The organism is Streptomyces sp. NPDC048507, from assembly GCF_043199995.1.
Taxonomy (GTDB): domain Bacteria; phylum Actinomycetota; class Actinomycetes; order Streptomycetales; family Streptomycetaceae; genus Streptomyces.
This window is the reverse complement of the sequence record NZ_JBICWZ010000001.1, coordinates 338,601-358,918: the sequence shown is the minus strand read 5'-3', so window position 1 is coordinate 358,918 and position 20,318 is coordinate 338,601. Positions and strand designations below refer to the sequence as shown.

The 20,318-nt window shown below is 75.7% G+C and carries 22 protein-coding genes and 1 tRNA gene; 11 read left to right on the top strand and 12 right to left on the bottom strand.

All coding sequences use genetic code 11. The features are described 5' to 3' along the window. Positions 1-130: 130 nt before the first annotated feature. From ACGFXC_RS01665 to ACGFXC_RS01655, 3 genes are all read left to right on the top strand, one after another. Complete coding sequence (locus ACGFXC_RS01665; protein WP_393708432.1) at positions 131-1,201, top strand: alpha/beta hydrolase; 1,071 nt, start codon at positions 131-133, stop codon at positions 1,199-1,201. Positions 1,202-1,259: 58 nt separating this feature from the next. Beyond that, the gene (locus ACGFXC_RS01660) at positions 1,260-2,192 is read left to right on the top strand and encodes an SDR family oxidoreductase (protein ID WP_393708431.1); all 933 of its coding nucleotides are present in this window, start codon (positions 1,260-1,262) and stop codon (positions 2,190-2,192) included. Positions 2,193-2,268: 76 nt separating this feature from the next. Continuing rightward, on the top strand, positions 2,269-3,009 hold the full coding sequence (locus tag ACGFXC_RS01655; protein WP_393708429.1) for a TetR/AcrR family transcriptional regulator: 741 nt from the start codon (positions 2,269-2,271) through the stop codon (positions 3,007-3,009). Between the two features lie 54 nt (positions 3,010-3,063). Here ACGFXC_RS01655 and ACGFXC_RS01650 read toward each other — a convergent pair whose 3' ends face one another. Beyond that, entirely contained in the window at positions 3,064-4,131 is a 1,068-nt protein-coding gene (locus ACGFXC_RS01650) for an enoyl-CoA hydratase/isomerase family protein (protein ID WP_393708428.1), read from the bottom strand. Between the two features lie 135 nt (positions 4,132-4,266). Then, positions 4,267-5,043, bottom strand: coding sequence for a helix-turn-helix domain-containing protein (locus ACGFXC_RS01645; RefSeq protein WP_393708426.1), 777 nt, complete (start codon positions 5,041-5,043; stop codon positions 4,267-4,269). 186 nt (positions 5,044-5,229) lie between these two features. Here ACGFXC_RS01645 and ACGFXC_RS01640 point away from each other — a divergent pair, with 186 nt between their 5' ends. From ACGFXC_RS01640 to ACGFXC_RS01630, 3 genes are all read left to right on the top strand, one after another. Continuing rightward, positions 5,230-6,318, top strand: a complete 1,089-nt coding sequence (locus ACGFXC_RS01640) for an MFS transporter (protein WP_393708424.1) — start codon at positions 5,230-5,232, stop codon at positions 6,316-6,318. 68 nt (positions 6,319-6,386) lie between these two features. Beyond that, positions 6,387-6,824 carry a MarR family winged helix-turn-helix transcriptional regulator gene (locus ACGFXC_RS01635; RefSeq protein ID WP_393708423.1) on the top strand — a complete coding sequence of 146 codons (438 nt, stop codon included), beginning with the start codon at positions 6,387-6,389 and terminating at the stop codon, positions 6,822-6,824. A 31-nt stretch (positions 6,825-6,855) separates the two neighbouring features. After that, positions 6,856-7,452: a hydrolase gene (locus tag ACGFXC_RS01630; protein WP_393708421.1), complete on the top strand. Its 597-nt coding sequence runs from the start codon at positions 6,856-6,858 to the stop codon at positions 7,450-7,452. 33 nt (positions 7,453-7,485) lie between these two features. Here the strand turns inward: ACGFXC_RS01630 and ACGFXC_RS01625 are convergent, their stop codons facing one another. The 3 genes from ACGFXC_RS01625 to ACGFXC_RS01615 form a co-directional block, all read right to left on the bottom strand. Next, a complete protein-coding gene (locus tag ACGFXC_RS01625) occupies positions 7,486-7,914 on the bottom strand; it encodes an ATP-binding protein (RefSeq protein ID WP_393708419.1) in 429 nt (142 codons plus the stop codon). 19 nt (positions 7,915-7,933) lie between these two features. Next, positions 7,934-8,296, bottom strand: a complete 363-nt coding sequence (locus ACGFXC_RS01620; RefSeq protein ID WP_393708417.1) for an STAS domain-containing protein — start codon at positions 8,294-8,296, stop codon at positions 7,934-7,936. 153 nt (positions 8,297-8,449) lie between these two features. Then, positions 8,450-8,523 (bottom strand) — tRNA-Pro (locus ACGFXC_RS01615). Positions 8,524-8,632: 109 nt separating this feature from the next. Between ACGFXC_RS01615 and ACGFXC_RS01610 the strand changes: the two genes are divergently transcribed. Beyond that, the gene (locus tag ACGFXC_RS01610) at positions 8,633-9,139 is read left to right on the top strand and encodes a DUF309 domain-containing protein (RefSeq protein WP_393708416.1); all 507 of its coding nucleotides are present in this window, start codon (positions 8,633-8,635) and stop codon (positions 9,137-9,139) included. A gap of 59 nt (positions 9,140-9,198) precedes the next feature. Here ACGFXC_RS01610 and ACGFXC_RS01605 read toward each other — a convergent pair whose 3' ends face one another. The 4 genes from ACGFXC_RS01605 to ACGFXC_RS01590 are packed head-to-tail and all read right to left on the bottom strand — an operon-like array spanning position 9,199 to position 12,456. After that, entirely contained in the window at positions 9,199-9,588 is a 390-nt protein-coding gene (locus tag ACGFXC_RS01605; protein WP_393708414.1) for a VOC family protein, read from the bottom strand. A 5-nt stretch (positions 9,589-9,593) separates the two neighbouring features. Beyond that, the gene (locus tag ACGFXC_RS01600; protein WP_393708412.1) at positions 9,594-10,238 is read right to left on the bottom strand and encodes a lactate utilization protein C; all 645 of its coding nucleotides are present in this window, start codon (positions 10,236-10,238) and stop codon (positions 9,594-9,596) included. Then, positions 10,235-11,704 carry a lactate utilization protein B gene (locus ACGFXC_RS01595; RefSeq protein ID WP_393708410.1) on the bottom strand — a complete coding sequence of 490 codons (1,470 nt, stop codon included), beginning with the start codon at positions 11,702-11,704 and terminating at the stop codon, positions 10,235-10,237. Before ACGFXC_RS01595 ends, ACGFXC_RS01600 begins: the two co-directional genes overlap by 4 nt. Then, positions 11,701-12,456 (bottom strand): (Fe-S)-binding protein, encoded by a 756-nt coding sequence (locus ACGFXC_RS01590; protein WP_393708408.1) that lies wholly within the window; start codon positions 12,454-12,456, stop codon positions 11,701-11,703. The genes ACGFXC_RS01595 and ACGFXC_RS01590 overlap by 4 nt, the downstream gene beginning before the upstream one ends. A gap of 18 nt (positions 12,457-12,474) precedes the next feature. Between ACGFXC_RS01590 and cobF the strand changes: the two genes are divergently transcribed. Beyond that, positions 12,475-13,227, top strand: coding sequence for a precorrin-6A synthase (deacetylating) (gene cobF / locus ACGFXC_RS01585; protein WP_393708406.1), 753 nt, complete (start codon positions 12,475-12,477; stop codon positions 13,225-13,227). On the opposite strand, the gene ACGFXC_RS01580 is transcribed toward cobF, so the two are convergent. Together ACGFXC_RS01580 and ACGFXC_RS01575 are read right to left on the bottom strand one after the other, a co-directional pair. Continuing rightward, positions 13,214-14,371 (bottom strand): aminotransferase class V-fold PLP-dependent enzyme, encoded by a 1,158-nt coding sequence (locus ACGFXC_RS01580; RefSeq protein WP_393708404.1) that lies wholly within the window; start codon positions 14,369-14,371, stop codon positions 13,214-13,216. The genes cobF and ACGFXC_RS01580 overlap by 14 nt on opposite strands. Positions 14,372-14,557: 186 nt before the next feature. Then, positions 14,558-16,168: a glycoside hydrolase family 71 protein gene (locus ACGFXC_RS01575; protein WP_393708402.1), complete on the bottom strand. Its 1,611-nt coding sequence runs from the start codon at positions 16,166-16,168 to the stop codon at positions 14,558-14,560. Positions 16,169-16,504: 336 nt separating this feature from the next. On the opposite strand from ACGFXC_RS01575, the gene ACGFXC_RS01570 reads away from it, so the two are divergent. Beyond that, on the top strand, positions 16,505-17,344 hold the full coding sequence (locus ACGFXC_RS01570) for an arylamine N-acetyltransferase (RefSeq protein ID WP_393708400.1): 840 nt from the start codon (positions 16,505-16,507) through the stop codon (positions 17,342-17,344). Positions 17,345-17,370: 26 nt separating this feature from the next. On the opposite strand, the gene ACGFXC_RS01565 is transcribed toward ACGFXC_RS01570, so the two are convergent. Further along, positions 17,371-18,177 (bottom strand): transcriptional regulator, encoded by an 807-nt coding sequence (locus ACGFXC_RS01565; protein ID WP_393708399.1) that lies wholly within the window; start codon positions 18,175-18,177, stop codon positions 17,371-17,373. 670 nt (positions 18,178-18,847) lie between these two features. Here ACGFXC_RS01565 and ACGFXC_RS01560 point away from each other — a divergent pair. Both ACGFXC_RS01560 and ACGFXC_RS01555 read left to right on the top strand, forming a co-directional pair. Next, the gene (locus tag ACGFXC_RS01560; RefSeq protein WP_393708397.1) at positions 18,848-19,633 is read left to right on the top strand and encodes a hypothetical protein; all 786 of its coding nucleotides are present in this window, start codon (positions 18,848-18,850) and stop codon (positions 19,631-19,633) included. Positions 19,634-19,793: 160 nt separating this feature from the next. Beyond that, entirely contained in the window at positions 19,794-20,273 is a 480-nt protein-coding gene (locus ACGFXC_RS01555; RefSeq protein ID WP_393708395.1) for a hypothetical protein, read from the top strand. Positions 20,274-20,318: the final 45 nt, after the last annotated feature.

The following is a 20,318-nucleotide window of genomic DNA, read 5'->3' as shown; positions in this document are numbered from 1 at the left end:
CCGGGAACCGCGCCCGGCGACACGCGGCGCCCCGCCGCCCCCGGGCTGGCCGCGCCGTACATTGAGGGCCCGTCAGGGCGGCGGCCGCGCGCCGCCTACCCGCCCCTCCCGCACCTCAGGAGCCGACGCCGTGGAGCTGACCAGCACCGCCTTCCTCGTCACCCTCGTCGCCGTCACCGTGCTCGCCGTGCTCCTCGCCCTGCTGCTGTGGAACCGGGTCCCCGGGCCCGGTGCGGTGCGGTGGGCGGTCCGGGTGCTGATGATCGGCCTGTGCCAGCTGACCGCGATCTGCGTGGTGGCCGCCTGGATCAACGGCAGCTACGGGCTCTACGCCTCCTGGGACGACCTGCTCGGACGCGGGACCGGCGAGGACGCCTCCGCGATGACGGGTGCGCCGGTCGGCCGGGCCCGCTTCACCCAGGGCAGCGACGGCACCCTGGCCACCTACTTCCGGGGCAGCCACTCGAAGCTCGCGGGGCAGGTGATCGTGTGGACTCCCCCGGGTTACGACGACCCGGGCGCGGCCCGGACCCGGTACCCGGTGCTGATGCTGCTGCACGGCTACCCCGGCACCCCGCGCTCCTGGCTGGACCTGGGATCCATGCCCGGCGCGCTGGAGCAGCAGGTGCGCTTCGGCACGGCCCACCCCTTCGTCCTGGTGATCCCGGAGATCTCCCCGGGCGGGGTGAACACCGATTGCAGCGACACCCCGCAGCGCAAGGTCGCCACCTGGCTGGCCCGGGACGTGCCCGATCTGGTCGCCAAGAACTTCCGCACGCTGCCCGGGCCCAAGGGGTGGGGGCTGATGGGGATCTCGACGGGGGCCTTCTGCGCGGCGAAGCTGCCGTTGCAGTATCCGAAGGTGTTCCGGGCGGGCGCGGCCCTGGACCCGGATCCGCTCACCGGGGACCCGCAGGTGCTGCCCGATGCGGGGCTGCGTGCGCTCAACAGCCCGATGTCGCTGGTCCGGCGGGCCAAGCGTGCGGACGTCGGGCTGTTCCTGGCCACCTCCGCCCAGGACAAGGACAGCCCGCCCGGGCAGCTGACCGCCTTCGCCGAGGCCGCCCGGGGCACCGGGGTGCGGGTGAAGACGCTGGTGCGGCCGTCGGGCGGGCACAACTTCCAGACCTGGGCCGCGATGTACCCCGAGGCGCTGAGCTGGCTCAGCACCGAGGTCTCCCCGCCCGCGAACCCCTCGTAGCGGGGCGCGCCCCGGCCGTGCGGGGGCCGGGCGGTACGGGCGGGCGTACGCTCGGGACATGCCGGAGTCGGAGCGCGGCGGCCGGGACCTCGCCGGCAAGGTGGCCCTGGTGGCCGGAGGGACGCGGGGCGCGGGCCGGGGCGTCGCCGTCGGGCTGGGCGCTCGCGGGGCGACCGTGTACGTGTCGGGGCGCAGCACCGCCGGGCGGCGCTCGGAGTACGGCCGGCCGGAGACGATCGAGGAGACGGCCGCCCTGGTGACGGCGGCGGGCGGCCTGGGCGTCGCGGTGGCGGCCGACCATCTGGTGCCCGCGCAGGTCGAGGCGCTGGTGGCACGGATCGATGCCGAACGGGGCCGGCTGGACGTCCTGGTGAACGACATCTGGGGCGGGGAGCGGCTCTTCGAATGGGAGAGCACCGTCTGGGAGCACGACCTGGACAACGGGCTGCGGCTGCTGCGCCTCGCCGTGGACACCCACGCGATCACCAGCCACGTGGCGCTGCCCCTGCTGCTGCGCCGGCCGGGCGGGCTGGTGGTGGAGATGACGGACGGCACGGCCGAGTACAACGCGGGCCGCTACCGGGTGTCCTTCTTCTACGACCTGGCCAAGTCGGCGGTGCTGCGGATGGCGTTCGCGCTCGGGCACGAGCTGGGCCCGCGCGGGGCGACGGCGGTGGCGCTGACGCCGGGCTGGCTGCGTTCGGAGATGATGCTGGACGCCTTCGGCGTGACGGAGGCCAACTGGCGCGACGCGCTGGCGAGGGTGCCGCACTTCGCGATCTCCGAGTCCCCCGCCTACGTGGGCCGCGCGGTCGCGGCGCTGGCCGCCGACCCGGAGGTGGCCCGCTGGAACGGCCGGTCGCTCTCCAGCGGTCAGCTCGCCGGGGTGTACGGGTTCACCGATCTCGACGGGAGCCGGCCGGACGCCTGGCGCTACCTGGTGGAGGTGCAGGACGCGGGCCGGCCCGCGGACACCACGGGCTACCGCTGAGCGGCGGCGCCGACCCGCGGCAGCGGAGGCCGTACGCACGATGCGTACAGTGTCCGCAAGGGGCTAGGGTGGAGGCATGTCGCCTTCAGAGCAGGCCCCCGCCCCCGTCCCCTCCGTCTGGACCCGGCCGCGCCGGCAGAAGGAACAGCCCGCGCTCAGCCGCGAGCAGATCGTCGCGGCGGCGGTCCGGCTGCTCGACGCCGAGGGCATCGAGGCGCTCAGCATGCGCCGGCTCGGGACGCAGATGGGCACCGCCGCCACCTCGCTCTACCGGCACGTGGCCAACAAGGACGAACTGATCGAGCTGGTCGTGGACGAGGTCTACGGCGAGCTCGAACTCCCCTTGGCGGGCGGCCCCGACGGCTGGCGCGCCTCGCTGTCCCACAGCGGGCACAGCCTGCGCGACATGGTCCTGCGCCACCCGTGGGTGGCCTCGGTCCTCGGCCAGGTCGGGCTGGCCCACCTCGGCCCGAACCTGATGCGGATGTCGGAGCGGATGCTGGGCCTGGCGCAGACGGCGGGCTTCCCGCCCGGCGAGGCCGACCTCGCGATGAAGGCCGTCATCTCGTACGTCATCGGCGCCACGACCAGCGAGGCCTCCTACCTCTCCCTGCTGTCCCGCAGCGGGATGAGCGAGAGCGACTGGCTCCGGTCCCTGATGCCCGATCCCGGCACGGCGCTCGACGGGCACCCGCTGACCAAGGACCACGCGGCCGCCCTCCACGACCGCGACCCGGCGCGCAGGCGCGAGGAGAACTTCGACTACGGACTCCAGCGGGTCCTCGACGGTCTGGCCACCCGGATCGTCCGCGACTGACCCCTCCGGCCGCCCCCGCCGGCCCGCCGGGGGCCGGGCGGCCCGCGGGGAAGGTCAGCCCGCGGGGAAGGTCAGCTCCCGGCCCTCGCCGAGCGGTGCGAAGAACCGCTCCACCACCGCCGGCCGCACCTGCACCAGCGCGGCCGGGGACCAGCGCGGACGCCGGTCCTTGTCGATCACCTGGGCCCGGATGCCCTCGACCAGGTCGGGCATGGACAGGGCCGCAGCGGAGACCCGGTACTCCTGCTCCAGCACCCGTTCCAGCGAATCCGCCTCGCGGGCGCGGCGCAGCGAGGCCAGGGTCACCTTGAGCGCGGTGGGGGACTTCGCGTGCAGCGCCCGGGAGGCGTCGCGGGCCGCCGGGAGGCCGGTGCCGAGCAGCCGGGAGTGGATCTCCTCGACGGTGTCGGCGGCGTAACAGCGGTCGATCCACTCCCGTTCGGCGGCGAGCGGACCCTCCGGTCCCACGGGGATGGCGTAGCGGGCCACGACCTTGTCGGCGGAGGCCCCGTCCTGGCCCTCCGCGAGGTCCCGGGTCAGTTCGTCCAGGAAGTCCGAGGGCACGTAGTGGTCGGCGAGACCGCACATCAGGGCGTCGGCGGCGCCGACGGCCGTGCCGGTCAGGGCGAGGTGGGTGCCGAGCTCGCCGGGGGCCCGGGACAGCAGGTAGGTCCCGCCGACGTCGGGGACGAAGCCGATGCCGGTCTCGGGCATGGCGACGCGGGCGCGCTCGGTGACGATGCGGACGCTGCCGTGCGCCGAGACGCCGACGCCGCCGCCCATCACGATCCCGTCCATGAGGGCCACGTAGGGCTTCGGGTAGCGGGCGATGCGGGCGTTGAGCCGGTACTCGTCGCGCCAGAAGCCGAGCGAGCCGGTGGTCGCGGCCTTCGCGTCGGCGTGGATGGCCCGGATGTCGCCGCCCGCGCACAGCCCCCGCTCCCCGGCGCCGCGCAGGAGGACGTGGTCGATCGCCGGGTCGTCCTCCCACGCCGTCAGCGCCTCCGCGATTCTCACCACCATGGGGTGCGTGAGGGCGTTGAGGGCCTCGGGGCGGTTCAGGGTGATCACCCCGGAGCGGCCCTCGGTCTCGATCAGAACGGTCTCGGATTCGGTCTTCACACCGCCCAGTATGTCGCCCCGGAAGCCCCATGAAGATCATTTCAGTTGATTTTGATGATCTTGCGTACGGAGCGGGACGCTCCGGACGGGAACGGACGCCGCACCGCCGGTTCTTGGCCGGTTCCCGGCGGGACCTCAGGCAGGGTGCGTGCCCGGCGTGTGGCCGAAGGCACGGCGGAAGACGTCGATGAAGGCGCTCGCCGAGGACCAGCCGCAGCGGTGCGCGACGGCCGTCACGGGAGTGCCGACGGCCAGCAGCCGCAGCGCCCGGTGCAGCCGCAGCTGGGTGCGCCACTGCGGGAAGGTCATCCCCAGCTCGGCGCGGAACAGCCGGCTCAGCGTCCGCTCCCCCGCCCCGGCCCCGGCGTCCGCCGCGAGGGCGGCCAGCCCGCGCCGGTCCGCCGGGTCCGCGTACAGCAGGGCGCAGACCGCGGCCAGGCGGGGGTCGGCGGGCGCGGGCAGGTGCAGCGGCTGGAGCGGGGAAACCCGCAGTTGGTCGAGGAGGACGCCCAGCATCCGGCGCCGCGCCGGCCCCGGGTCGGCGCTCTCCCGGGTGTACGCGAGGATCAGCTCGCGCAGCAGCGGACCGACGGCGATCACGGCGGGGGCGTCCAGGCCCAGCGGGTTGTACCGGATGGGCAGCCCGACGGTGTGCAGGTCGGTGCGCCCGTACGCGCGGTGCTCGTGCACGGTCCCGGCCGGGATCCACAGCGCCCTGGTCGGGGGCGCCACCCAGGTGCCGGAACCGGTGGTGACGGAGAGCACCCCGGAGGCCGCATAGGCGATCTGGTGGCCGTCGTGGCGGTGGGCGTCGATGCCGCGGTGCGTGTCGAGGCGGTTGATGTTGGTCGGGGCGCCGCGGAGGTGGCGCAGCGGTGGATGGCCGGTATCGTCCTGGCGGTTTTCCTGCATCACCCGGCAATTTATCGGAAGCGGGAAGCCGTTGTACGCGGCAATCATCGATCGGTGACCTCAGTCGATCCAGTGAATGCCGAACGTTCTTCTTCCGTTCCTCCGTCGGGGGTGGAATCCGAAGCTTCCCGCGTCGCTCCCGCCCCACGGGCCACGGCGCTCCGTGATGCCGCGGCCCACTCCTGCGTGGACGTCTACCAGGGGGCGGTCGCCGCGCTCGTCCCCTTCCTCGTCGCGGAGCGGGCGTACGGGTACGCGGCCGCCTCCGGCGTCGTGCTCGCCGCCTCGCTGTTGTCCTCCGTGGTCCAGCCGCTGTTCGGGGCGCTCACCGACCGGCGGGAGCTGCCCTGGCTCATCCCGCTGGCCGTGGCCGCCGCCGGGCTCGGGATCGCGCTCGTCGGGGCCGACGCCGGATACCCGGCCACGCTGGCCGCCGTCGCCCTCTCCGGACTGGGGGTGGCCGCCTATCATCCGGCCGCCGCGCGGCTGGTCCGCACCCGGTCCGGCGACGGGCACGCCGCCATGGGCCGGTTCGCGCTCGGCGGCAACATCGGCTTCGCGTGCGCGCCGCTGCTCGTCGCCGGGGCGCTGGCGGTGCGCGGCCCGGCGGGGTGGGCGCTGCTGGCCCTGCCGGCGGTGGCGGGCGTGCTCCTCGCCCGGCCCGGGCGCGGGCACGGCCGGGCGGCCGGCGCCGGGGGCGGTGCGCCCGGGCGGGCGGTCGCGGGCGCCGAGGACCGGCGGGCCTTCGCGCGCCTGACGCTCGTGGTGGTCGTCCGCTCGGTGGTGTTCATCGGCCTGAGCACCTTCGTCGCCCTGTACGTGCGCGAGCGCGGCGCGGGCGCCGCCGCCGGGGCCGTCGCCCTGTCGGCTCTGTTCGCCGGCAGTGCCGGAGGCACCCTGCTGGGCGGGCGGCTCGCCGCCCGCTGGGGCCGGGTCACCACCGTGCGCCGGGCCTACGCCGCCGCCGCGCCCGCCGTCGCCGGGATCCTGTTCCTGCCGCTGCCGTGGGCCTACGGGTGCGCGGCGCTGGCCGCCGCCGCCCTGTACGTGCCCTTCTCGCTCCAGGTCACCCTGGGCCAGGACTACCTGCCGGCCCGGATGGGCACCGCGAGCGGCGTCACGCTGGGCCTGACCGTGAGCGTCGGCGGACTCGCGAGCCCGCTGATCGGCGCCGCCGCCGACGCGACCTCCCTGCGCACCGCGCTGCTGCCGCTGGCGGTGCTGCCCCTGCTGGCCTGGGCGCTGGCCCGCGGGCTGCCGGAGCCGTCCGCCTGAGTCGTGAGGGCGGCCCATACCATCAGCCCGCCTTGCAAGTTTGCCTGTCATTCCTTACGGTCGTTCCCATGATCCCGGAACCCGAACCGGCGCTCCGTGACACCGCCGGGGACCTGCAGCTCGCCCTCGGCATGCTGGTGCGGCAGATGCGGGCGGCCACGGGCGGCGGCATCAGCCTCTCCCAGATGTCCGTCCTCAAGCGGCTCGACCGGCTCGGCGAGGCCACCTGCGCCGACCTGGCCCGGGCCGAGAAGATCCGCCCTCAATCCCTCATCGCCACCGTGAACTCCCTGCGCGCCGACGGGTACGTCACCCGCACCCCGCACCCCACCGACGGGCGGCGGCTGCTGGTCTCCCTCACCGAGCGGGGGCGCGCCCTCGTGCGCGAGCGCCGCGAGGCCGGGCACGGGCGGCTCGCGGAGCTGATGGCCGAGCGGCTGTCCCCCGGGGAGCGGGCGCTGCTGGCCGAGGCCGTCCCGCTGCTGCGGCGCCTGGCCGACGACTGACCACCCCCACCCCCTCTCCAAGGAGCCCCGCATGACCGCCTCTCCCGCGTCCGACGGCGCCCTGACCCTGGACTCCGGCACCGCGCTCGTCCTGATCGACCTCCAGCAGGGCATCCTGGCCGTGCCGGCCGCGCGGCCCGGCTCCGAGGTCTTCAAGAACGGCGTCGCGCTCGCCGAGGCCTTCCGCGCCCATCACCTGCCCGTGGTCCTGGTCAACGTGGCCTGGTCTCCCGATGGCGGGGACCTGCCCACCACCGACGTGGACAGCCCCGGGCCCGCCTCCGCCCCGCCCGCGGCGTTCTCCGAGATCCCGGCCGAGCTCGCCGCGCTGGGAGACGTACGGGTCACCAAGCGCCACTGGGGCGCCTTCACCGGGACCGAGCTCGACCTCCAACTGCGCCGGCGCGGCATCCACCGCATCGTGCTGGCCGGCATCGCGACGAGCATCGGCGTGGAATCCACCGCCCGCACCGCCTGGGAGCACAGCTACAAGCTGGTGTTCGCCGAGGACGCCACCACCGACCGGGACGCCGACTCGCACGCCCACAGCTTCGGCAAGATCTTCCCGCGCCTGGGCCGGGTCAGCACCACCGGCGAGATCATCGCCGCCCTGGACGCCCCGGCCTGAGCCGGGGTCGGGGCAGGCCGGTCGCGTCCGGCCCTACGGCCAGGGGACTTCCAGCCAGACGCACTTTCCCGCCGCGCCCGGCCGGGAGCCCCAGGCCCGGGCGAGCCGCTCCACGATCAGCAGTCCGTGCCCGCCCGGCCGCGCGGGATCGGCCCGCAGGGCCGGGTCGCGCGGCTCCGGCGGCGCCGGGTTGATGTCCGTCACCTCGATGCGCAGCCGCTCCTCGGTACGGTCCAGGACCAGCGCACCGGGCCCGCCACCGTGCAGGCAGGCGTTGGCCACCACCTCCGACACCAGCAGGAGCACGTCCTCCGCGGCCTCCCGGACGGATTCGCCCTCCGCCGGAAGCCACTTCCAGGCGGTCAGCGCCCGGCGGGTGAACTCCCTGCTGCGGGAGACGGGGTCGGGGAGCCCGTCGAGGACCAGCAGCCAGTTCCGGTCCGCCGGCCCGCGCAGCTCCATGGCCCCTCGACCCCTCTCGCTATCGATGGTGCGACCGCAAGGCCTGATCGACGTCCGCGTGGACCGGGAAGACCCCGTCGGCCCCGGTGATCCGGAACATCCGCGCGACCGGCCCGCTCAGCCCCGCCAGCTCAAGGCGCCCGCCGGCCTCCTGAACGGAGATCCGGCCGTGCAGCAGCGTGTTCAGACCGGTGGAGTCGCAGAACGCCAGCCCCGCCATGTCCACCACCATGCGGCCGCCCTGCCCGACCGCGCCGTCGAGGGCCTCGCGCAACGGCTCGGCCGTGTCGTGGTCCAGCTCACCGGCGAGCGAGAGGACCACCACCCCGTCCACCGCACGCACGGCGACGGTGAACCGCTCGTCGCCCTGTCCCGGCACCATCCGGCACCACCCTTCCGTCCCACTGCTCGTACGCCTGCCCGGCCGCGGCCGAACCATGCGCGGGCTCCGCCGCCCTGCCGGACGGCCCCGCAAACGCGTGAAGGGCCGTTCCAGATTTCTCTGAAACGACCCTTCAAGCACGACTCTTTCGAGTCGGGACGACAGGATTTGAACCTGCGACCCCTTGACCCCCAGTCAAGTGCGCTACCAAGCTGCGCCACGTCCCGTTGTGCCGTCCACCTGGGGTTTTCCCCCTCGCGGCGGGCACATGCAGAACATTACCGCACGCCGGGGGGTGCGCGTGCACGGGTGATCGCGGGGCGCGAGGATGGGCGGGTGAACGGACGGGATCGCGATGATGAGGGGCGGGCCCGCAGCGCGCGGCCACGGGACGGGCTGGGGCGGCCGCTGCCGTACGGGGCCCAGGGTGTGGAGCGCCAGCCCGAGGGGGTGGTGCGGACGCCTGCCGCCACGGTGGCGGAGGCGCAGCGGCTGCTGGACGCCGGGATGCCCTTCCACGCGCACGAGGTGTTCGAGGACGCATGGAAGTCCGGGTCCCGGGCCGACGAGGCGCTGTGGCGGGGACTGGCGCAGCTGGCGGTGGGGCTGACGCACGCCGCGCGGGGGAACGCGGTGGGCGGGGCCCGGTTGCTGCGGCGCGGGGCTGCGGCCCTGGCGGGGTGCGGGCAGGCGTACGGGATGGACCTGGCGGGGCTGGCCCGGTGGGCCGGGGAACTGGCCCGGCGGGTGGAGGCCGGGGCCCCCGTCGACGCGGGGGCCGAGGCGCCCCGGCTCACCGGCCCGGCGGGCCCGGCCGGCGCGGACCGGCCCGGCACCGGCTGAGCAGCGTACCGGCGCGGGCCCGGCGGTCCCCGGCGGGCCGGCGGGTCCGTGCCGGGGGCTCAGGCCGGCTGGAGCAGGTCCCAGCGGTTGCCGTAGAGGTCCTCGAAGACGGCGACCGAGCCGTACGCCTCGTGCCGGGGCTCCTCCAGGAAGCGGACGCCCTCGGCGCTCATCCGGGCGTGGTCGGCGGCGAAGTCGGCGGTGTGGAGGAAGAAGCCGACGCGGCCGCCGGTCTGGTCTCCGACGCGGGCGCGCTGGGCGTCGTCCTTTGCGCGGGCCAGCAGCAGGGCGGACTCCCGGGCACCCGGCGGGCGCACCACGACCCAACGGGAGCCGTCGGGGCGGGCGGTGTCCTCGGCGAGGTCGAAGCCGAGGGCGCGGGTGTAGAAGTCGATGGCCTCGTCGTAGTCGTGGACCACGAGTGCGGTGAGGGCGATGTGGGAGGGCATGGCCCCTATTGTGCGCCGAGGAGGACGACGTCCAGGGTGCGGGGGCCGTGGACGCCCTCGACCCGGTCGAGCTCGATGTCGCTGGTGGCCGAGGGACCGGAGATCCAGGTCAGCGGGCGGGTGGGGTCGAGGCGTTCCAGAGCCTGCGGAACGGAGTCCACCACCTGCCCGGGGGCGCGGACCACGCAGACGTGGTGGTCCGGGATCAGGGTGATGCGCCGACGGCCCTGGTCGGGGCCGCCGTCGAGGACGACCGTGCCGGTCTCGGCGATGGCCAGGGCGCAGCCGGTGACCACGGCGCCGGCGCGGTCCAGTTCGGCCGGGGTGCAGGAGGCCCGGTCGTGGATCCGGGCCGGATCGGCCGCGGAGAGCCAGTACGGGGGCAGGGCGGGCGGTACGAGGATGCCGGTGTGCCGGGACAGCAGGCGGGCCAGCAGCAGGGGCAGGCCGTCCTCGCCCGTGCGGTGGACCGTCGCCCGGTACTCGGTGAGGTTCGCGGCGAGCAGGTCGACGCGCTCGGCGGGGGTGCGGGACCCGTGGACGCGGAGGTAGTCGCGGGGCACGGCCGGTTCGGGGTCGGCGCGGCCGTCGGGGCCGGGGGCGGGCAGGGCCCGTCGGATGCGGGCCAGGATGCGGTCCCTGTCGCTCACCGCGGGGTCCGCCCTTCTCGTGCCCACCAGTCGCGGAAGGACTCCGCCGGGATCTCGGGCAGGGCCCGGGTGTCGGTCCAGGCGCGGCCCGGTCCCGGGAGCCGGCGCGGCCGCAGCCGGCGGGCGCGGGAGAGGAGCCGCTCCCCCGCGCGCAGGGCGCCGGGGTGGTCGAGGAGGATCCGGGCGGCGCGCATCGCGGCCCGCTCGGCGGTGTGGCCGTGCGCGGGCCGGATGCGGACGCGGACGCCCTCGCGGGTCACCGGGCCGCCCTGGACCACCCGTTCGCGCAGGTGGACGAGGATCTCGGGGATGTCGATGGCGACCGGGCAGACCTCGTAGCAGGCCCCGCAGAGGGTGGAGGCGTAGGGCAGGGAGGCGTCGATGGCGCTCCCCGTGCCGCGCAGCTGGGGGCTGAGCACGGCCCCGATGGGGCCCGGGTAGACGGAGCCGTAGGCGTGCCCGCCGGCGCGTTCGTAGACGGGGCAGACGTTGAGGCAGGCGGAGCAGCGGATGCAGCGCAGGGCCTGGCGGCCGGTCTCGTCGGCGAGGGTGTCGGTGCGGCCGTTGTCGAGGAGGACGAGGTGGAAGGCGGTGGGCCCGTCGCCGTCGGAGGTGCCGGTCCACATGCTCGTGTACGGGTTCATCCGCTCGGCGGTGGAGGAACGCGGCAGGGTCTGGAGGAAGACCTCCAGGTCCCGGAAGGACGGCACCACCTTCTCGATGCCGACGACCGAGATCAGGGTGTCGGGGAGGGTCAGGCACATCCGTCCGTTGCCCTCGGACTCCAGGACGACCATGGTGCCGGTCTCGGCGACCATGAAGTTGGCCCCGGAGACGGCGACCTTGGCGCGCAGGAACTTCTCGCGCAGGTGCAGGCGGGCGGCTTCCGCGAGTTCGCGCGGGTCGTCGCCGAGGCCGGCCGGGGCCGGCCGGCCCCAGGCGGCCATTTCGGAGCGGAAGAGGTCCCGGATCTCGCCCCGGTTGAGGTGGATGGCCGGGACGAGGATGTGCGAGGGCCGGTCGTGGCCGAGCTGGACGATGAGTTCGGCGAGGTCGGTCTCGTAGGCGGCGATCCCGGCCGCCGCCAGGGCCTCGTTGAGGCCGGTCTCCTGGGTGGCCATGGACTTGACCTTGACCACCTCCCGCTCGCCCGTCGCGAGGACCAGCTCCATGACGATCCGGTTGGCCTCCTCGGCGTCGGCCGCCCAGTGCACGGTGCCGCCCGCAGCGGTGACGGCGGCCTCCAGCTGCAGGAGGTAGCGGTCGAGGTGGCGCAGGGTGTGGTCCTTGATCGCCTTGCCCGCGGCGCGCAGCCGGTCCCAGTCCGCCAGTTCGGCGACGGCGCGGGCGCGCTTGTCGCGGATGGTGTGGGTGGCGTGGCGCAGGTTGGCGCGGAGCACCCGGTCCCCCACGGCCTCGCGGGCCGCGTCCGGGAAGGCGGGCATGCCGAGGTGGGTGCCGGTCATCGCGGGGGCTCCGTCTCGGTCGCGGCCAGGATCTCGGCCAGGTGCAGGACGCGCGGCGCGCTGCCGGTGCGGCGCAGGGTGCCTTCGAGGTGGGCGAGGCAGGAGTTGTCGGCTCCGCAGAGCACCTCCGCGCCGGTGGAGCGGACGTTGCGGATCTTGTCGGCGCCCATCGCGGCGGACACGTCAGGGTTCTTGAGGGCGAAGGTGCCGCCGAAGCCGCAGCACTCCTGCGCACCGGGCAGCTCGATCAGTTCCAGGCCCTTGACGGCGGCCAGCAGCCGGCGCGGCCGCTCGCCGAGCCCGAGCGAGCGCAGTCCGTGGCAGGAGGGGTGGTAGGTGACGGTGTGCGGGAAGCAGGCGCCGACGTCGGTCACGCCCAGCACGTCGACGAGGAACTCGGTCAGTTCGTACACCCGCGGTACGAGGTCCTCCGCCAGCGCCGCGAGCTCGCCGCCGCGCCCTTCCCCGGCCGCCTTCCGGCCGATGCGCGGGTACTGCTCGCGGATCATCGCGGCACAGGAGCCGGAGGGGGTGACCACGTACGCGTGGCCCGCGAAGGCCTCGGCGGTGCGGCGCAGCAGGGGCTCGCTCTCGCGCCGGTACCCGGTGTTGTACTGGGGCTGGCCGCAGCAGCTCTGGGCGGCGGGGAAGTCCACCTCGACGCCGAGCCGCTCCAGCAGGCGCACGACGGCGACGCCCGTGCGCGGGTACAGCGCGTCGTTGACGCAGGTGACGAACAGGGCGGCACGCATGACGGGCAGAATAGCCCGGTGAAGAAGTTCTCAGTGATCGGCATAGGCGCGGGCGACCCGGACCACCTGACCCTTCAGGCGGTCCGCGCGATCGGCGCGGCGGACGCGTTCCTCATCCTGGAGAAGGGGGAGGAGAAGTCGGACCTGACGGGGCTGCGCCGGGCGATGCTCGCGGAGCACGCCCGCGCGGGCCACCGGCTGGTGGAGGGCCGGGACCCGGACCGCGACCGGACCCCGGACGACTACGCGCCGACGGTGGACGGCTGGCGCAGCGCGCGGGCCGGGATCTTCGAGCGGTTCATCGCCGAGGACCTCGCCGAGGGCGAGACCGGGGCCTTCCTGGTGTGGGGCGACCCCTCGCTCTACGACTCCACCCTCGCGATCCTCGACGAGGTGGGCGAGCGCGGCCGGGTGGAGTTCGAGCACGAGGTGGTGCCGGGCATCAGCAGCGTCTCGGCGCTGCTCGCGCGGCACCGCACCAACCTGAACCGGGTCGGGCGCCCGGTGCAGATCACCACGGGCCGGCGGCTCGCGGAGGGCTGGCCGCAGGACGTGGACGACGTGGTGGTGATGCTGGACGCCCGGCACGCCTTCACGGCCCACCTCGACCAGGACCTCCACATCTACTGGGGCGCCTACGTCGGCACGCCGGACGAGATCCTGGTCTCGGGCAAGCTGGCGGACGTGGCCGGGCGGATCGAGGAGCTGCGCACCGAGGCCAGGACCCGCAAGGGCTGGATCATGGACACCTACCTGCTCAGGCGTCCCTGAGGAAGCCGGGCAGCACCTCGGCGAGGCGCTCGTACTCCTCGGCGCGGTTGTAGAGCTGCCCGCAGACGCGGATGCCGCCGCCGCCCGGCCGGGGCCAGATCAGCACCCGGATCCGGGTCTTGGCGGCGAGCCCCTCGCGCAGGGCCCGTGCCTCGTCCTGGGTTTCGGCGGTGCCGGGCGGAAGCAGCAGGGACCGCATCGCGACCCCCGGGGTGTACGGGAGCGGGGTGATCCCGGGGATCCGGGCGAGCAGGGCCGCTCCGTAGGCGGCGAGGGCGGCGTTGTGGGCCCGGACGTCGGCCGCGCCGAGCCGTTCGATGAGGTCGAGGCCCTCGGGGGCGGCCAGCCAGCCGGTGTAGTCGGCGGTGGCCCGGTACTCGACGGAGCGCGGGAACCCCTCCTCGTCCTGCCAGGACGGCGACAGGGAGCGGACCCGGGAGCGGTGCCCGGGGGCCACGGCGAGCAGGGCGGTGCCGGAGGGGGCGTACCCCCACTTGTGCAGGTTCCCGAACCAGAAGTCGGCGCCGGCGGCGATCGGCTCGGCCAGCATGCCGGGCGTGTGGGCCCCGTCGACGACGGTGGTGATCCCGCGCGCGGACAGTTCGGCGAGGAGTCCGGGACCGGCGATCAGGCGGGCGGTCGGCGAGCTGACGTGGTCGAGGACGGCCACCTTGGTGCGGGGGGTGAGCGCGGCCAGCACCCGCTCGCGCACGGCGTGCTCGTCGGGCAGCTGCGGGTCGAGGGCGACGGTGGTGACGGGGGCCCGGCGGGCGGCGGCCGCGACGACCGTGCCGTAGCCGTGGTCGGTGACCAGGATCTCGTCGCCGGGGGCGAGTCCGGCCGCGTCGAGGGCGAGGTTGGCGCCCTCGGTGGCGTTGGCGATGAAGGCGAGGCCGTCGGGGTCGGCGCCGAGCCGGGCGGCGATCCGGGCGCGGGCCGCCGCGACCCGTTCGGGGACGGCGTTGAAGAAGGCGTCCGGGTCGGCGTGGGCCTCGGCGCGCAGCACCTCCTGGGCCTCCTGCACGGGCAGGGGGACGGCGCCGTAGGAGCCGTGGTTGAGGTGGGCGACGCCGGGGTCCAGCCGGAAGAGACCGGGGCCGCCGGGGAAGGCGGACGGGGCGGGCGGGACGGACGGGTCGGGCACGGATACCTCCGGGTGCGGTACGGGGCCCCGCCGGGGGCCCGCGGGCGTCGTCCCCCGGAGCATGCGGCCGCGCCGCGCCGCTCCGACAGGGCCGATTCCGCCAGAGTGGCCTACCTCCCGGCCCCGCGCCCGCGGGCGGGGCGGCCGCGGGCCGGAGCGGCGGGCCGCGGCCGGCCGTCGCGGGTGTCAGGCTCCGCGGCCGCTGCTCGCCGCGTAGTACTGGAGGTCCTGCACCCGTACCTCGGGGCCGACGCGGTAGGGCAGTTCCACCCCGGGCCCGGCCCGCCCGTCCCGGACCACCTGCGCCGAGCTCGTGCCCGGCTCCAGCGGCAGCAGCCGGGCGTGCACCCCGGCCGGTGTCTCGTGGCCGCCCTCGACGGGCCCGACGGACGTGCGTACGGTCGCGGGCTCCGTCAGGAAGCTGAGCACCTCCACCGTGTCCCGGGGGGCGGCGCTGCCCTTGCGCGGGGACATCAGCAGCGACTGGCCGCCGGTCGGGTCGGCGGCGGCGAACTGGGTGCGCGAGGTGAGGTACAGGGTGTCGCGGACGATCCGCGGCCACCGGCCGGTCTTGAAGCGCGTCAGGTAGTACGAGCTCAGATCCAGGTAGGCGTGGCCGTTGTGCCGGGACGGCGCGAACTGGCTGCCCTCCGAGTAGTCGTTCCAGGTGGTCAGCTGGACCCAGTCCGCCCCGTCGTCGATCGCGCGGGTCCAGGTCGCGCGCAGGGTCGCGGTGTTGCCCGCCTCGTCGTAGATCCCCTGGTTCGGCCGGGCGTCCTGGACGGACACCGGCTGCATCCAGACCTTGCCCAGGCCGTGGCTGCGGTCCACCGCCGCGGTGGCGCCCTCCTGGCCCACGTAGCTGCGGCTGCCCCACTCGGAGAAGCCGTAGCTGAGCGCCGCGAAGGCCTGATGGTGGGCGTCGAAGTCGAGGAAGAGCGGTACGAAGGCGGTGCGGACGCCGTACCGGCCGCGCAGGGTGTCCAGCACCCGGCTCCACCAGGCGGGGTCCTTCTCCTCCGCCTTGAACGGGGAGACGACGAGGCGGCCGTCGCCGAGCCGGTGCGCGGCGGGGGCCCGGGCGAGGACGGCGAGGGCCTCGGCGAGGACGGCGGGGTCGTCGGTCTTCAGGGAGGTCATGTCCGGCATCAGCATGATCCGGAAGGCCGGGTCGACCGCGTGGGCGGCCTTCATCAGGAGGTCGGCGCGTTCGCGGTTCTTGCCTGTGAGGGAGAGCAGGTCGAGGGTGAATCCGTCCAGGCCCGCGTCGCGGGCGGTGCGCACCTCCTGCTGGAGGTTGGCGTACTCCCAGTCGCCGCCCTTCGGCGCGACGGGCAGCGGGCGGTCGCGCAGCAGCCCGCCGTACCGCTCGTGCTTGCCGTTCTCGCCCGCGGGGTCGAGGTAGTTGCGGGTGTAGTAGTCGGCGTCGGCGCTCACGTTGTCGAGGGAGAGCGGGTACGGGGTGAAGTAGTGGGCGAAGACGAGCTTGCCGCCCGCAGCGGCCGAGCGCAGCGCGGCCGGCCCGGGAAGGTCGAAGGGCAGGGCTCCGGCGGGGCGGGGACCGGCGTCGGCGGGGCCCGGGGCGGGGGCCGTGGGGGCGGACGCGGCCGGGGCGGGGCTGCCGGTGGCCGCGGTGGGTCCGGGGGAAGCGGACGGGGCGGGCGGGGCCGTGGGCCGGGGTGCGCCGGTGTCCGGCGCGGCGCCGTCCTGTCCGGCGGCGGCCCGGAAGGGCTGCCAGGCGACCCCGGCGACGACGCAGGCGCCGACGAGCAGGGCGGACAGCAGGAAGGCGAGCATGGGGCGGCGTCCCCGTGACCGGGAACGCCGGCGGTGGGACACCGGGCCCGCGCGGCGGGCCTCCCCCGCGGTCCTGCCGTCCGCACCGCGCTCCGGCCGCCCGTCCGCTGTCATCTCGCAGCCCCTCCCACGCCTCGGCCCCGGTGCGGGGGCCGCACAGCAGTAGAGCCGATGACCGCCCTCCCGGACAACCGTTCCCGGGAGCCGGGGCCCGGCGCGTACGTCAGCGGGACCACCGGGCCTACGCCGACCGCAGGGTGCGGCGGCCGGACGGGCCCCGGCCGCCGCACCCCGCGCGTGACTATGCTGATCATCCGTGCGGAGGCTGGGGGAAGCATGATCGACGTCGACGGGTACCTGGCGGTGCTGGGGGTGGACCGGCCGGCCGCCCCGACGGCCGGAGCGCTGCGGGCCCTGCACCGGGCCCAGGTGGAGCGGGTCGCCTACGAGAACCTCGACATCCACCTGGGGCGGCCCACGGGCATCGGGGCCGCCGGATCCGCGGCCCGGATCGTGCGCGGGCGCGGCGGCTACTGCTTCCACCTCAACGGGGCGTTCGGCGCGCTGCTGACGGCCCTCGGCTACGACGTCACCCTGCACCGGGCCGGAGTGCAGGCCGGCCCTCGGGACCCCGCGGGCGCGGGCGGCAACCACCTCGCGCTCACGGTGGCGCTCGACGGGGAGCGGTGGCTGGTGGACACCGGGCTCGGCGACGCGCTGCACGAGCCGCTGCCGTTGCGCGAAGGAACGTACGTGCAGGGGCCGTTCACCTACGCGCTGGCCCCGTCGGTCGCGGTGCCCGGCGGCTGGCGGTTCACCCATGACCCCCGCGGCTCGTTCACGGCGATGGACTTCGCGCCGGACCCCGTGGAGCTGGCCTCCTTCGCCGCGGAGCACGAACGGCTGTCCACCTCCCCCGAGTCGGCCTTCGTACGGGTGCTCACCGCCCAGCTCCGCGACGCCAAGGGCGTGGACGTACTGCGCGGCTGTGTGCTGCGCCGGACCGGTGCCCAGGGCACGGACGAGCGGACCATCGACTCGGCCGACGACTGGTACGACGTCCTGACCGGCGTGTTCCGGCTGGACCTGAGCGACGTCGACGCCCCCGCGCGGGCCGCGCTGTGGCACCGCGTCCGCGCCGCGCACCAGGACTGGGCGGCCGCGCAGGGGCGGTGAGGCGCACCCCTGCGGGGGGCGCTTCCTCAGGGGACCGGGCCCGCCACGCGGACCAGCAGGGCGCGGGCCGAGCGGTTGCCGCGCAGCCGGCGCAGGGCGTCGCCGACCCGGGCCGACTCCAGCGGGGCCGCCAGGTCGAGGAGCTCGTGCCAGGTGGCGCAGGCGCGCTCCAGGTGCCCCTGGTCCAGCTGGAGTTCGGCCAGCCGGGCGGTGGTGACGGCCCGGGCCCGGTGTTCGGCGGCCGGGCGGTGCCGCAGGGAGGACAGCAGCGCGGAAACGGCGCCCGTGACGTCGCCCAGCGCGGCCAGGGCCTCGGACTGCTGGTGGTGGAAGGCCGCCCGGTGGTAGTCGCCGATCGGCGCGCCCCGGCCCGACGCGCGGTCCAGCAGCCGCTCGGCGCCCGCCAGGTGCGCCAGGGCGGCGCGCCGGTCGCCGCGGGCCGCCTCCGCCACCGCCAGCTGGCCGGTGACGAACGCGGCCTGGACGGCGGGCAGCCGGGGGGCCTCGCGGGCCGCCGCCCGGGCCAGTTCCCAGGCCTGTCCGTGATGCCCGAGGTGATGGGCCTGGACGCTCATCGCCCGGAGCACGGGGGCGTAGCAGCCCGGGTCCCCCGCTTCCCGGCCGAGCCGCAGGGCGCCCCGGTAGTACGCCTGGGCGCGGCCCTGCTCATTGCCGTCGAAGCACAGGAAGCCCGCGGTGTAGGCGAGGCGGGCGGCGCTGCCCAGCAGCCGGTGGCGGACGGCGGGCGGCGCTTCGGCGCGCAGCCAGGGGGCGATGGTGGTGCTGAGGTAGGCGGTCAGGGCGGGGCGGACCTGGCCGCTGCCGAAGGTCATGTCGGCCGTGCGGGTGCCCGAGCCGGGTCCCGGGCGGGTCCTGCGGGGCCGGGGCCGGCCGGGCCGGGGCCGAGGGCGCGGTCGCCGGCTCCTGCCGGGGCCGCCAGGCGGCGGAGTAGACCGGCGTCCCGTCGAAGGGCCCCACCGTGAGCGGCGCCGCGCGGCCCGCCGCCGGGGGCGTACCGTCCGACGGGGGGAACGGCGTGCCCGAGGCCGCGGCGCCTCGGCGGCGAGGGCGACGACGTGGGCCGGCGGGCGGCTCCCGGACAGCCAGTGCGAGACGGAGGTGCGGTCGTAGCGCAAGGTGAGGCCGGTCTCGGCCGCGAGGCCGTTCACGGCCCGGGCGAAGTCCTGCCCGCCCCAGCGGGCGTCGGTGAGGAGGGTGCGGAGTCGTCCGTTCGGTTCACGCCCGGTCATCACAACCGCCCAGGTCGCCGGGTCGTACACGTGTCCATCGCTTCAATACGGCCGGACATTCAACAGGGTGGGGTAGATGTACCGGATACGGCCGTCCTGCGCCTCACTGCAACCTGTGCACACCGTGCACAGGGTCGCACCACGCGCCCCTGGCGTACGGGAGCACACGAGATCACGGAGGGGCGGAGCCGTGCGCGCCGGCCGCTCCGGTACGCCGCCCGCGCACCACCGGCCGAAGAGGAGGTGCGGACCCGTGGACCCGTACGCGACGGACCCGCCGGACGCCGGTGACCCGAGCGACCCGTCCCCGCCCGACCTGGCCCGGACGGCCGTGGACCCCTTGCTGCGGGCGGCCGTACGCACCCTGCCCGAGGCGACGGGCGCCGTCTGCGCGGAGCTCCTCGGCAGGGTCCGGCCCGGGCGGTCGGCCGGCCCGGCACTGGTACTGGCGGCCGCGCGGGCCGTGGGGGGCTTCGAGGAGGACGCCCTCACCGCCGCCGCCGCGATCGAACTGGTCTACGTGATGGGGCTGTTGTCCGAGGACTCCGCCGGGCGGGACCCCTCGGCCCCGCCCGGCTCCGCCCGCACGGGCGAGGCGCTGGCCGCCCTCGCGATCCGTCTCGTCGCGGGCCGCTCCGCGGCGGTCGGCGTGCTGTGCGACTGCCTCGTGGAGCGGGCCGAGACCGACGGCGAAGCCGCCGGGCGGGGGGCGCTGTTCGCCGCCGCCTGCGCCCTGGGCGGCCTCCACGGCGGGGCGTCACCCCGGGTCGCGGCGGCGCTGGGCGCCTTCGGCCGGGCCGCCGCCACCACGGCGGCTGCGAGCGGGCCGGGCGGGCCGGGCCGTCCGGGCGGGCCTCCGCCGCGTCTGCGGCCCCGGCCGCTCGCGGCGGTGCCGCCCGTCGGCGGTGGGCGCCCGCCGGGCGGGGGGTCCGTACGGTCGGACCCGGCGCTGGAGCACCTGGCCTCGGCTGTTCCCGGCCCGGCGGAGGCGGCCGGCCTGCTCGCCCTGTACGCGCTGATCACCCGCGGAGAGCTCTGACACAGCGGCGCCCGGGCCGCGTTCCCTGACGGTCCCCCCGACGAGCCGGCCGGTCGCCCGCGCGGATTGTGGCATTCCCCTAGCGATGCCCTGGAATTGGCGCATAATCGTCGTCACGCGGCGCGAAAGAACCCTCCTGCCGCGTTCGGTCACGCATGCAATGGGGGGCATCGTGATGATGGGGGACTCCCGGCCGCCCAGCGCGGCGGGCACACCGACGACCACGTCCGCAGAGCTGTCGATGCTGCTCACCGCCGTGCGCCGGGGGCGGGTGCTCACCGTCACCGGCCGCTTCCGCGAACCGCGGAGCCTGCTCGTCCGCGACATCGCGCACCGGCTCTCGTCCAACTTCTGCGACGGGACGGCGGTGGTTCCCGTCGCTCGGGACGGCAGTGTGGGAGAGCTGCTGGCCGCACTGGGCCGCGCACCCGGCAGGCCCTTACCACCCCGCGGCGGCGCGGACGCCGCCTCGTGGCTGGCCGAGCGGGACATGCTGCTGGTGCTCGACGACAGCGACCGGCTGAGCGCCGCGGCGGTCTCCTGGTTGCGCACCCTGCTGGGCCGCGCGCCCGGAGTGCGCATCCTGGCCTCCGGCCGTCACCCGCTCGGCGTGGGCCAGGGCCGGGTGCACCACCTCTGACGGCGTCCGGCTGCGCCAACACCCCGGCTTTCGCGAACGGTTCGC

Excerpts from the sequence above, each read along its gene's own strand:
- ACGFXC_RS01635 (WP_393708423.1), top strand. The coding sequence starts at position 6,387 with ATGATCCCGGAACCCGAACCGGCGCTCCGTGACACCGCCGGGGACCTG.
- ACGFXC_RS01565 (WP_393708399.1), bottom strand. The coding sequence starts at position 18,177 with ATGACCTTCGGCAGCGGCCAGGTCCGCCCCGCCCTGACCGCCTACCTC.
- ACGFXC_RS01625 (WP_393708419.1), bottom strand. The coding sequence starts at position 7,914 with ATGGAGCTGCGCGGGCCGGCGGACCGGAACTGGCTGCTGGTCCTCGAC.
- ACGFXC_RS01570 (WP_393708400.1), top strand. The coding sequence starts at position 16,505 with ATGATCGACGTCGACGGGTACCTGGCGGTGCTGGGGGTGGACCGGCCG.
- ACGFXC_RS01645 (WP_393708426.1), bottom strand. The coding sequence starts at position 5,043 with ATGCAGGAAAACCGCCAGGACGATACCGGCCATCCACCGCTGCGCCAC.
- ACGFXC_RS01605 (WP_393708414.1), bottom strand. The coding sequence starts at position 9,588 with ATGCCCTCCCACATCGCCCTCACCGCACTCGTGGTCCACGACTACGAC.
- ACGFXC_RS01590 (WP_393708408.1), bottom strand. The coding sequence starts at position 12,456 with ATGCGTGCCGCCCTGTTCGTCACCTGCGTCAACGACGCGCTGTACCCG.
- ACGFXC_RS01630 (WP_393708421.1), top strand. The coding sequence starts at position 6,856 with ATGACCGCCTCTCCCGCGTCCGACGGCGCCCTGACCCTGGACTCCGGC.
- ACGFXC_RS01655 (WP_393708429.1), top strand. The coding sequence starts at position 2,269 with ATGTCGCCTTCAGAGCAGGCCCCCGCCCCCGTCCCCTCCGTCTGGACC.
- ACGFXC_RS01575 (WP_393708402.1), bottom strand. The coding sequence starts at position 16,168 with ATGCTCGCCTTCCTGCTGTCCGCCCTGCTCGTCGGCGCCTGCGTCGTC.
- ACGFXC_RS01620 (WP_393708417.1), bottom strand. The coding sequence starts at position 8,296 with ATGGTGCCGGGACAGGGCGACGAGCGGTTCACCGTCGCCGTGCGTGCG.
- ACGFXC_RS01660 (WP_393708431.1), top strand. The coding sequence starts at position 1,260 with ATGCCGGAGTCGGAGCGCGGCGGCCGGGACCTCGCCGGCAAGGTGGCC.
- ACGFXC_RS01595 (WP_393708410.1), bottom strand. The coding sequence starts at position 11,704 with ATGACCGGCACCCACCTCGGCATGCCCGCCTTCCCGGACGCGGCCCGC.
- ACGFXC_RS01555 (WP_393708395.1), top strand. The coding sequence starts at position 19,794 with ATGGGGGGCATCGTGATGATGGGGGACTCCCGGCCGCCCAGCGCGGCG.